The following is a 10334-nucleotide window of genomic DNA, read 5'->3' on the forward strand; positions in this document are numbered from 1 at the left end:
GATTCTGTCGGGAAAGTATGCGGATAAAATTCAGAGAGAATAAGGAGAGGAAGATGACAAGGCAGAGTTATGTTTTGGGCAATTGGAAAATGCACAAAACAATCCAAGAAGCTAAAGAGTATGTTCAAACATTAGCTTCTTTACTACAAGGAGAACCTCTTTCCTGCACTATAGGCATAGCTTCTCCATTTACCTCTTTGAGAGCGATTCATGAGATGATAAACACTACGGGAGCTTTTCTCTGGTTGGGAGCACAAAATGTCCATCCCGAGCTTTCGGGTGCTTTTACTGGAGAAATTTCCTTACCTATGCTTAAGGAGGTAGGAGTGGAATTTGTTTTAGTAGGTCACTCCGAGCGTCGTCATATTTTTGGAGAGAGTGATGCCTTTATTGCTTCAAAGGTAAAGTCTGTAGCTCAGGCGGGACTCGTGCCTGTTCTTTGTGTTGGAGAGAGCTTAGAAGTTCGTGAAGAGGGAAAGGCGCATCAGGTAATCAAAAAACAGTTGCTTTTGGGATTGGAACAGATGGATAATGGTTCCGAATTTTTGATCGCCTATGAACCAGTATGGGCTATCGGCACAGGGAAGGTGGCAGAAGCTTCGGATGTGCAAGATATTCATATGTTTTGTCGTGAGGTAGTGGCAGAGAGGTTCTCAGAAGCTACAGCTGAAGAGATTTCGATTTTGTACGGAGGATCTGTGAAGGTCGATAATGCTCAGCGATTTGGGCAATGTAGCGACGTCGATGGTCTTTTAGTTGGCGGAGCTTCTTTAGAAGGGCAAAGTTTTTTTGAAGTCGCTAAAAATTTTAATGTATAATTTGTGAGAGTTATGAGATTTTTTTGTCTATTTTTTCTTGGGTTCCTAGGATCTTTTCATTGTGTTGCTGAAGACAAGGGCGTGGATTTATTTGGAGTCTGGGACGATAACCAAATTACAGAGTGTGACGATAGTTACATGACAGAGGGTCGTGAAGAGGTTGAAAAGGTAGTGGACGCTTAGTCCATCGGCTTTTATTTATATTCTCCCTAAGGAAGTCCTGTATTGAAGATCGCTTTCTCATAGATAGAAGTAATTTTCAGATAGTCAATAATTGGTTTTTTTAAGAGAATGCTAGGCAGGTGCTCGTGTTTGGGCATTTGATTAAGTCTACATGAATCTGGAGGGAGAGATTCTTCTGGTATTGAGAAGTAGAACAAAAAACAAGGATCAGACGTTCTCCGATGTCTTCCTAATCGATGTCTTTAAATAAGGAGATTGGCATGACAGTGTTGTTTTACGCATTTTTATTCATTTTCCTTTTTCTATGTGTAATTCTTTGTGGCTTAATCCTGGTTCAAGAGAGTAAGAGCATGGGGTTAGGTTCTTCGTTCGGCGTGGATTCTGGAGATTCTGTCTTTGGTGTCTCTACTCCAGATATTTTGAAAAAAGTGACTTCATGGTGTGCTGTTGCTTTCTGCATAGGTTGTTTACTACTTTCATTTTCCACGAATCTCTTGGGGAAAAAGTTAGATGCTAAAGAATTTCTATTGCCTGCTGCTGAGGAGAGCGACACTCAAGCTTCTTCTGAGAGCGTTGAAGCAGATGAATCCTAGCCTATTTGCGGAATTAGGTGTTGTCTAGATTGAATTGCAATAAAGCTAGCAAGTTTTTATTTTCATACGAGATATGAGTGTACGGTCGGATAAGAGTAGAAATCTTTCTTTTGTTCCTATGGTTAAGAAGTCCTTTGGCTTCCTTAAAGAGTATGACTCTTATCAACCCAAGAAATGTTTTAGATCCAAGTGCTTGTCGTACGAGATTTCTTCACAGAGCTCTGCCAAGCCCATGTTCAGACTATGATTAGACGTTTAGAATATTACGGCAGTCCTATTTTAAGGAAAAAGTCTTCCCCAATTGCAGAGATCACAGATGAGATTCGTAATCTCGTGAGTGATATGTGTGATACTATGGAAGCACATCGTGGTGTCGGTTTAGCCGCTCCTCAGGTAGGGAAAAACGTCAGTTTATTTGTCATGTGTGTAGATAGAGAGACTGAGGATGGAGAGTTGATTTTCTCTGAGTCTCCGAGGGTATTTATCAATCCTGTTCTATCAGATCCTTCTGAAACCCCGATCATAGGTAAAGAAGGATGTCTTTCTATTCCTGGATTGCGAGGAGAAGTATTCCGCCCTCAGAAAATCACAGTGACCGCTATGGATCTCAATGGTAAAATATTTACTGAGCACTTGGAAGGATTCACTGCACGTATCATTATGCACGAGACTGACCATCTGAATGGAGTTCTCTATATTGATCTTATGGAAGAACCCAAAGATCCTAAAAAATTTAAAGCCTCTTTAGAGAAGATCAAACGTCGCTACAATACACACTTGAGTAAAGAAGAACTAGTTTCTTAATTGCTCTTCAGTCTGATGTAGGTGATATTTTCTTGTCTCTTGCGTCACATTTGTTGTCAGCTTTGCTTATTTCCCCGAACAAATTTCGTCAAAGGTTTTAAAATGTGTCTTGCTGATTTTTGCTAAGAGCTCTTTCCCTCGTTGCTTAGCGATCTCTCTTCCTGCTGCTTTGACATTGAATCCAGCACCTTTAGGAAGCTGTACTTGATATTGTTCTTCCAACTTCTGTATCGACTGTACAAATGCATCTCTAGCCAATATAGAAGCTGCTGCTACGACTACATCTTGTTCTGCACGTGGCTTTTGTATTAAAGTAATATCGGTTTCTTTTTTTTGAAGTGCTTTGAGTAGGGTGTATTCTGAAGCTGCAAACTGATCTGAAATAGCAAAGACATCTCCTGCAGGTTTGGGTGCTAAGTTGTTGATAACAGTAGCGTGGGCCCAAGCAAGAAGTGTATTTAAATTCTGGAATTTCCCATATAGCTCGTTATATTTTTCTGGGTATAGAATGATGACATCGCAGACACATAGTGAGCGTATGATACGTGCTAAAGAAGCGATTTTCGTGTCTTTGAGATTTTTAGAGTCTTGGACTTTATTCTCATAGAGTTTTTTTAAGATCTCTGCATTCGATGCATAGACTGCCGCAATACATAAAGGGCCAAAAAAATCACCTTTCCCTGATTCATCGACTCCCAACCTTGGACGAAGGTCTTGCTCTACCCTTGCATGGGTGAAGGTATGAAGGATTTCTGGTTCTAAGAAAAATTCTATGAATTCCTCACTTCCTTTACCTTGGATTACGAGTTTCCCGGAGGGGTATAGAGTGCAGGTAACAGTGTTAGAGCGAGCTTGAAATACGGTATTCTGTGGCTGAGAAAAGATAAAATTTTTTTCTTTTAGCTGATCTCTTAAATTGTTTTGAGCAGAAGTTGTTAAAGTAACAACAAATGGTGGCGGCATGCAGGACATCTACCTATAAATTATAGAAAAAATTTAGAACGGTTGAATTCCTAGTCCTAGGAATCCAGGATGCAAAGTGCTCATACTTTTTATTTTTGCCTACTATATCGTATAGTTATGACAACTTCCAAGTACAAATTAAACAACAATTTTGTATATTTCTGCAAATAACTGCGGGGAGCCAAAGATACAAGAGTGTAAGATGTCTGGTATTTTACATTCTTAAGGTTTTGAGAAACACTATATAGGTAATCATGCAAGAACACATACATAAAGAATTGCTACATCTAGGTGAAATCTTTCGCTCATCACGAGAGTCTCAATCCCTATCGTTAAAGGATGTAGAGGCTGCAACCTCGATACGATATAGTTGTTTAGAAGCTATTGAACAGGGGTGTTTAGGAAAATTGATTTCTCCAGTTTATGCTCAGGGATTTATTAAGAAATACGCTACGTATCTTGGGTTGGATGGAGATAGTATCTTACAAGAACATCCTTATGTCATGAAAATTTTTAAAGAGTTTTCAGATCATAATATGGAGATGCTTTTAGACCTTGAATCGATGGGAGGAAGGAATTCTCCGGAAAGAGCAATTCATTCTTGGTCGAATCTTTGGTGGGCAGGGCTGATCATTATAGGTGGCATCATGGTGTGGTGGCTCGGATCGTTGTTTTCTATTTTTTAACTTAAGGTCTGTTGGTCTCTATTTAGACCAACAGATAGGATGGAGTACTTCTTACCCTAATTTGAATAGTTGTGAGACTTTCTGAGCCCCTTGCAAAAGTTGTCTTTGATTTTCAGGAGACCAGGGATCTTCATCCCTACCCTCATCATCCTCAGGACCTAAGGGCTCTCCTAAACCATCACTTCCTGTTGTACTATCACAGCCATCGGTTCGGTCTCTTCTCTGTTGGGAGCTTCCTCCAACACCGAAGGCACTGGCATGGAATGCCAAATCCTCCGCCTGTCACAATACCATCTCTTTCTATTTCGTCGTCATCCCACGGGTCAGGAGGTGGTGGAGCTTGTCTAGGAGCTTCGCCTTGGGTTTGTCTCCAAATGTTCTCTCCAGCTGTGGTGGTGACTAATACCTTTCTAAGAATTCTTTGCCAAGGACCTTGGACTCTAGGGTCAAGAACAGTTTGCTCTGGATGTAGAGGATCTAAAGGAAGATATCCTTTTGAAAGAAGGCATAGAAGGACAAGGACTTCAAATACCTGAGATTCTAAACTCAAACCAATACCAGGACCTAAGAAAGTCGCAAGATCACTGGCAACAAGTCTTTTTAGTGATTTTTTTATTAAGTCCACAATTTGTTTAGCAGCTTGTCCTAAAGGACCCTTGTAACCGGATTCTAAGCTCAAAACCTCTAACCTGGATAATTTTTGTAATAAAGTCCTAAAATTGAGTTTGCATGTAACACGGCATTCTTGAGCGGGGTGCTTCTTTTGTTGAGGAGCTGGCGCGCCTCCTACAGCACCTTGTAGCTGTTCTTCGTCTGTTGGAGGTGGGGGACAGGGTTGCTGTTCTGGTTGTAGAATCCAACAAGTAGGAGGATTGTCAGATGAAGTTACAAAGGAAAGAGCCCCCTCTGAAACAGCTTGAAGTATGAGACTCCATGGTGGTGTCTGTTGCATGTCTTCGCCTAAGCCGTTGTTTTGTAAAAGCTTGACTAGAGATTCACCCATGCATCTTGGTTGAGCTGCTTTTAGTAGTTCCCGATGTAGCTTGCAACCATTTTCAACCTCCTGTTTATCCCCGTCACCCAACGGTTCACCTTGCTCAATCTTCTGTGTACAGTGCGGTAGCTGTTGGAAAGACATACCAACACAAATAGGTCCGTATTGCTGTATAAGTTGTTGTAGAAATTGTGCTGAGGGATTATCAGGATCATCCACGGTCTCTAAGCAGCATGCGCAACATCCTCCCCATATCCATTGTAAGAAACCAGGACAATGCTCTCTGCACCAGGGAGTCCCGGTTCTATAACAATAATGTCCTAGACGTTGCATTCTAGCACTATCTAAGAGATTATTAAGTAACGAGCCTGCTTGTTCTACCATACCTAGCACATTGTCTGATCCGAGCGAGATACCCATTTCACGACCTCCAGTCCCAGGCTGTTGTGTAATTACACGTCCACCTTGAGAGCCAGATTGGCCTCCTTCTTGCAGTGGAATATCTTCTCCTCCGGGATTTGGTGGGGGCGTTTCGCGATAATAACAATTACAATTTCCACATGGAAATGTCATAAGGCTTCTCCTTTAGTGAGGTTGAGTTGTATGGATTTTTATAATTACGAGTTCTTCTAGAAAGGAATTATAGAATGTTCAGATAGAGTATTTTAAAGCGGGTTATTTCTTATTGGATGATTAAGAAAAATAGGAAATCTTGATTATGTTTTTTTGTCGAGATTACTTTTAGAGAAAGAGTTTAAAGTGATCGCGGGTTATTAGTCAATTTATTTTTTAATTTAACATAGATCCTCTCTTAAGTTTCCTTGTTGTGATGGGATAAATATTTGGGGAAGAAATGCCGCAAAATTTTTTCTAAGTTCTCAAACTTTTCAAGAAAACATAGATTCTTGGATAGAACAAAAGCTTCGCGGCAAAAAATAGGAATCTTATTCTTTGTTTATTTTTATCCCTAAAAATAGAGTTTGTAAATGACCCGAGCATTCAAGGATACGCTGTTGATACGCCAAATTCCCATCCTCATCATCATCTTCATTTTCATCTTCTTCTTCGAGACTTGACATGAGAGGGACAGATTCTGCAGGGGTAGGACAATCAAGACTTTCCTGTCTTACTAATGAGGGTTTCTTTTTTAAAAACGATGCTGAAGTTTTCCCTGTTCTATAGCTGTATTGTAGTCGATAGAAGATGGTCATAATCGGATCATCTATCATGTGTATATCTACGACAGATGTCTCATCGGTATTTGCAGGGCAATAGCCAATCGCTAACATCAATAAAACGACGATATCACGAAAATTTGGGCACGTATAACATATTTCTCCACCTGTGTGCTTTAGAATAGAAGATGTGCTTTGTGATGCAGATAAGAGAAAGCTATTCAGCATTTTCACAATCAGGAGACCAAAAGGACCTAAAGCTGAAAAATCTCCTGTTTTTAGATTGGTGACTTGGATTTTTCCTAATTGTCTGGCCATGCCATTGTCATTGTATTTTTTTGCCACGTACTGGGGCTCTGCACCGACTGAAGATGGGCGTCGCGCATCTCTTGATCCACAGGATAGGCGTGACGTCGTTAAGGGGCTCGTATTTAAGATATAGCACGCAGGAATGCGTGTAGAATTAGAAGCAGAAGATGTTCCTGAGGCTTCCTCTGATTCTATAGTTTTTTCCCAAGACCTTGTAGCAATAAAGCTTAGCACGGCTTGGACTAGTGAATCGTCTAGACCGCGTTCTCTAATGCTGTTGACTCCTTCAAGGAAAAAGTTTTGAGAAAGGCTCTGCATCGTTCCATAGAGTTGGGTTTTAGCTTCCGAGCAATGCTGTCTAAATTCATTTTTCTGTTCTTCAGACAAAATAGTGTTTTTTTCTACAAGTTCCATTAAGTTGAGGCCCATAGTTTTAGCAGCTAAAGCAACGGCAATAGGACCATGGGTCTGTTCGCATTCATGGACAAGTCCAGCAACCTGATTATCCTCTCTGTCTAAGCAACACGCTTTATACGTTCCACAAATGAGTCTTCCAAAAGATCCGCAACGCTGACCACATCCAGTTGCGTAACTGTCATAACAATACTCTGTACATCCTTGCGTTCGTCTATGTGATAGAATGGAGTCTACCAATTCTCCTGCTTCTTGGATCATGTGTATTGTACTTTCATCACCTTGAGCAGTATTAAATTGGACACGTTTCTCTACTTTTGTAATTTTAGTAGGTTGCGTAGTTATAGGAGCAGCTCCTCCACTCGAACCAGCTTCTTCGCTTATATCTGAAGCCGATTGCCGCGTTGTTTCTTCTGTTGTTGTTACTTCAACCCATTCGCAGTTGAAATTTCCACACATTCTGAACCAAGAATTATTTGGGCAAACCATAGTCGTACCTTTTTAATATTTAGATTTATTTAGGTTTTAGAGAGTTGAAAAGAACTCTCTAAGAACAGGAAAAGAGTCGGTATGCTCTGCTTGCGACTGTGCTGTTTGGAATGGGAAACGAAGGGATCCCAGTGTCTATAGCACAGTAGAGTGAGGCTAAACGTCAAAATTGATTTGAAGAAATTTGAATTGCTGACAAGAGGGGGAGAGGAATTAAAAACGTCGGACGGAAGAAGATGTTTAGAGCATGTATAAAGAAAATTTTAAATTAGATGCATTATTTCATGGGTCTTACCTTATTTAGACTTAAGATGGTAAGGAAGTCTATAAAATCATTTTTTTTAAAATCTACGGAATTTAAAAAATTACTTGATAATGATGTGGAGTCGTAGAAGTGCAAACTCACTAGAAATTTCCTGAATTTGAGAAGGAGTTTAAAATAGGTATTCTTGAAAAGATCAATGCACGTGTAGTGGAAAGAAAGGCGTAACCTACACTGGAAGGAGTTTCTTTTAGAAGAAGGTTTCTTTTTTCGTTGTTAATGACAAAAACTCTCTAAGAACATCGTGTCAACCGTTTTTATTGTTGTGTTTATTTAAAAAAAAGATTATATCCTTCATGCAAATTGGTGCTGTTGGAAACAAATGTTGAAAATCCAGAAAAAAAGAATGTGTGTCAGCGTAGTCATCACGGTAGGCGCCATAGTGGGGTTTTTCAATTCTGCAGACGCAGCACCAAAGAAAAAGAAGATCCCTATACAGATTCTCTACTCCTTTACTAAAGTCTCTTCCTATTTAAAAAACGAAGACGCAAGTACTATATTTTGCGTCGATGTGGATCGTGGACTTCTCCAGCATCGGTATTTAGGTAGTCCAGGATGGCAGGAAACCAGACGTCGGCAGTTATTTAAATCCTTAGAAAATCAATCATACGGCAACGAACGTTTAGGAGAAGAAACTCTTGCTATTGATATTTTCAGGAACAAAGAGTGCTTGGAGAGCGAGATCCCAGAGCAGATGGAAGCTATCCTTGCAAATTCCTCGGCCTTGGTCTTAGGCATCTCTTCTTTTGGGATCACAGGAATTCCTGCGACTTTGCATAGTTTGCTTCGACAGAATCTATCTTTCCAAAAACGCTCTATAGCATCGGAGAGCTTCCTTTTAAAGATCGATAGTGCCCCCTCAGATGCCTCTGTTTTTTATAAAGGCGTGCTTTTCCGCGGAGAGACTGCGATCGTGGATGCGTTAAGCCAATTATTTGCCCAGCTCGATCTTTCTCCTAAAAAAATTATCTTTCTAGGAGAAGACCCTGAGGTCGTTCAAGCTGTTGGGTCTGCTTGTATAGGTTGGGGCATGAACTTTTTAGGCCTGGTATACTATCCTGCTCAAGAAAGCCTTTTTTCTTATGTTCATCCTTACTCTACAGCAACGGAGCTCCAAGAAGCACAGGGTTTACAAGTAATTTCAGATGAAGTCGCACAGCTTACTTTAAACGCTCTTCCGAAAATGAATTAACATGATGTTAGAACAACAAGCCCTACGTATTCTCTTTCCCCCTGAGGGTGCTTAGGGCCCTTTTTATCTAGCATGAGCGGAGATTTAGGTTTTAGTGAGATTTTTGGTAAATATGAAAATATTTTCTTAAAAAGATCATGAAACAGTCATACTTTTGCATTGAAGGATCTTTATGAGACGTTATCTTTTCATGGTTCTAGCTTTATGCCTATATAGAGCAGCCCCTCTCGAAGCAGTGGTCATTAAAATTACTGATGCGCAGGCAGTTCTTAAGTTTGCTAGAGAGAAAACTTTAGTATGTTTCAATATTGAAGATACTGTGGTATTTCCTAAACAGATGGTCGGCCAGTCTGCATGGCTCTACAATAGAGAGCTCGATCTTAAGACTACACTCTCCGAAGAACAAGCCAGAGAGCAGGCGTTTCTGGAGTGGATGGGGATTTCTTTTCTTGTCGATTATGAATTGGTGAGCGCGAACTTAAGGAATGTACTCACAGGCTTATCTTTGAAACGATCTTGGGTACTCGGGATTTCTCAAAGACCTGTGCATTTGATAAAAAATACTCTTCGCATTCTGCGTTCTTTCAACATAGACTTCACCTCGTGTCCAGCTATTTGTGAAGATGGTTGGCTCTCTCATCCTACAAAGGACACAACATTCGATCAGGCCATGGCTATAGAAAAAAACATTTTGTTTGTTGGCTCTCTCAAAAACGGTCAGCCCATGGACGCAGCCCTTGAAGTTCTTCTCTCTGGGATCTCTTCTCCTCCTAGCCAAATCATCTATGTGGATCAGGATGCAGAACGTTTGCGTTCTATCGGTGCTTTTTGTAAAAAAGCAAACATTTATTTTATAGGGATGCTCTACACCCCAGCCAAGCAGCGTGTAGAAAGTTACAATCCTAAACTTACTGCGATCCAATGGTCGCAGATTCGTAAGAATCTTTCCGATGAATATTATGAATCCCTCTTGAGCTATGTAAAGAGCAAAGGGTAGTGTCAGCAAATCGATGTGGGAATGGTATCCTGTGGATGGCATAGACACGCAAGGCGTTTTTTATGCCGTTTTTAGATCCTTGTAGGTGCAGAAAAACTAAAAAGATCGGAAGAGAAGGGATTCGAACCCCTGGTTCCTGTAAGAGAACTTCTGATTTCGAATCAGACGCATTCGACCACTCTGCCACTCTTCCGTAATGCTTCAATAGTTTAGAGAATCTACACTCAGATTGTCTACATGTATTGCACAATGTTTTTCATAAATTTATGAAATCATAATGAAGATTAGAGAAGATGGCCGAGTAGTGAAGACGAATTCTTAGAGAAAAATTAGAGTGTTTTCTTGCGTATCTAGGCAGAAAACTACCCTCAAGAAGAGGCTTGAGGGTGAAACAT

11 protein-coding genes and 1 tRNA gene are annotated in these 10334 nt (G+C 40.5%); 7 read left to right on the forward strand and 5 right to left on the reverse strand.

The window, feature by feature from the left end:
- Positions 1-53: 53 nt before the first annotated feature.
- The 4 genes from tpiA to def all read left to right on the forward strand — a co-directional run bounded on the left by tpiA (position 54) and on the right by def (position 2398).
- Positions 54-818: a triose-phosphate isomerase gene (gene tpiA / locus CPB_RS05495; RefSeq protein ID WP_010892180.1), complete on the forward strand. Its 765-nt coding sequence runs from the start codon at positions 54-56 to the stop codon at positions 816-818.
- Positions 819-830: 12 nt separating this feature from the next.
- A complete protein-coding gene (locus tag CPB_RS05745) occupies positions 831-1001 on the forward strand; it encodes a hypothetical protein (protein WP_011126293.1) in 171 nt (56 codons plus the stop codon).
- Positions 1002-1261: 260 nt separating this feature from the next.
- Positions 1262-1594 carry a preprotein translocase subunit SecG gene (gene secG / locus CPB_RS05510; protein ID WP_041466975.1) on the forward strand — a complete coding sequence of 111 codons (333 nt, stop codon included), beginning with the start codon at positions 1262-1264 and terminating at the stop codon, positions 1592-1594.
- A 243-nt stretch (positions 1595-1837) separates the two neighbouring features.
- Positions 1838-2398: a peptide deformylase gene (def, locus tag CPB_RS05515; RefSeq protein WP_010883700.1), complete on the forward strand. Its 561-nt coding sequence runs from the start codon at positions 1838-1840 to the stop codon at positions 2396-2398.
- Between the two features lie 66 nt (positions 2399-2464).
- Here the strand turns inward: def and rnhC are convergent, their stop codons facing one another.
- Positions 2465-3361 (reverse strand): ribonuclease HIII, encoded by an 897-nt coding sequence (gene rnhC / locus CPB_RS05520; protein WP_010883701.1) that lies wholly within the window; start codon positions 3359-3361, stop codon positions 2465-2467.
- Between the two features lie 254 nt (positions 3362-3615).
- On the opposite strand from rnhC, the gene CPB_RS05525 reads away from it, so the two are divergent.
- The gene (locus CPB_RS05525; protein ID WP_010883702.1) at positions 3616-4047 is read left to right on the forward strand and encodes a helix-turn-helix domain-containing protein; all 432 of its coding nucleotides are present in this window, start codon (positions 3616-3618) and stop codon (positions 4045-4047) included.
- Between the two features lie 51 nt (positions 4048-4098).
- Here CPB_RS05525 and CPB_RS05695 read toward each other — a convergent pair whose 3' ends face one another.
- The 3 genes from CPB_RS05695 to CPB_RS05535 all read right to left on the reverse strand — a co-directional run bounded on the left by CPB_RS05695 (position 4099) and on the right by CPB_RS05535 (position 7428).
- Complete coding sequence (locus CPB_RS05695; RefSeq protein ID WP_123838458.1) at positions 4099-4317, reverse strand: hypothetical protein; 219 nt, start codon at positions 4315-4317, stop codon at positions 4099-4101.
- The gene (locus tag CPB_RS05530) at positions 4244-5614 is read right to left on the reverse strand and encodes a hypothetical protein (protein WP_010883703.1); all 1371 of its coding nucleotides are present in this window, start codon (positions 5612-5614) and stop codon (positions 4244-4246) included. The genes CPB_RS05695 and CPB_RS05530 overlap by 74 nt, the downstream gene beginning before the upstream one ends.
- 371 nt (positions 5615-5985) lie before the next feature.
- Positions 5986-7428 carry a hypothetical protein gene (locus tag CPB_RS05535; protein WP_010883704.1) on the reverse strand — a complete coding sequence of 481 codons (1443 nt, stop codon included), beginning with the start codon at positions 7426-7428 and terminating at the stop codon, positions 5986-5988.
- Positions 7429-8072: 644 nt separating this feature from the next.
- Between CPB_RS05535 and CPB_RS05540 the strand changes: the two genes are divergently transcribed.
- Both CPB_RS05540 and CPB_RS05545 read left to right on the forward strand, forming a co-directional pair.
- A complete protein-coding gene (locus CPB_RS05540) occupies positions 8073-8942 on the forward strand; it encodes a DUF2608 domain-containing protein (protein ID WP_010883705.1) in 870 nt (289 codons plus the stop codon).
- A gap of 172 nt (positions 8943-9114) precedes the next feature.
- Positions 9115-9939, forward strand: a complete 825-nt coding sequence (locus tag CPB_RS05545) for a DUF2608 domain-containing protein (RefSeq protein WP_010883706.1) — start codon at positions 9115-9117, stop codon at positions 9937-9939.
- Between the two features lie 106 nt (positions 9940-10045).
- On the opposite strand, the gene CPB_RS05550 is transcribed toward CPB_RS05545, so the two are convergent.
- Positions 10046-10132: transfer RNA gene (locus CPB_RS05550), tRNA-Ser, on the reverse strand.
- Between the last annotated feature and the right edge of the window lie 202 nt (positions 10133-10334).

It is taken from the genome of Chlamydia pneumoniae TW-183, from assembly GCF_000007205.1.
Classification (GTDB): Bacteria; Chlamydiota; Chlamydiia; order Chlamydiales; family Chlamydiaceae; genus Chlamydia; species Chlamydia pneumoniae.

What these genes read in the sequence shown, in the direction of transcription:
- CPB_RS05530 (WP_010883703.1), bottom strand. Translation starts at nt 5,614, where the DNA reads ATGACATTTCCATGTGGAAATTGTAATTGTTATTATCGCGAAACGCCC.
- CPB_RS05525 (WP_010883702.1), top strand. Translation starts at nt 3,616, where the DNA reads ATGCAAGAACACATACATAAAGAATTGCTACATCTAGGTGAAATCTTT.
- def (WP_010883700.1), top strand. Translation starts at nt 1,838, where the DNA reads ATGATTAGACGTTTAGAATATTACGGCAGTCCTATTTTAAGGAAAAAG.
- tpiA (WP_010892180.1), top strand. Translation starts at nt 54, where the DNA reads ATGACAAGGCAGAGTTATGTTTTGGGCAATTGGAAAATGCACAAAACA.
- secG (WP_041466975.1), top strand. Translation starts at nt 1,262, where the DNA reads ATGACAGTGTTGTTTTACGCATTTTTATTCATTTTCCTTTTTCTATGT.
- CPB_RS05545 (WP_010883706.1), top strand. Translation starts at nt 9,115, where the DNA reads ATGAGACGTTATCTTTTCATGGTTCTAGCTTTATGCCTATATAGAGCA.
- rnhC (WP_010883701.1), bottom strand. Translation starts at nt 3,361, where the DNA reads ATGCCGCCACCATTTGTTGTTACTTTAACAACTTCTGCTCAAAACAAT.
- CPB_RS05535 (WP_010883704.1), bottom strand. Translation starts at nt 7,428, where the DNA reads ATGGTTTGCCCAAATAATTCTTGGTTCAGAATGTGTGGAAATTTCAAC.
- CPB_RS05540 (WP_010883705.1), top strand. Translation starts at nt 8,073, where the DNA reads ATGTTGAAAATCCAGAAAAAAAGAATGTGTGTCAGCGTAGTCATCACG.
- CPB_RS05745 (WP_011126293.1), top strand. Translation starts at nt 831, where the DNA reads ATGAGATTTTTTTGTCTATTTTTTCTTGGGTTCCTAGGATCTTTTCAT.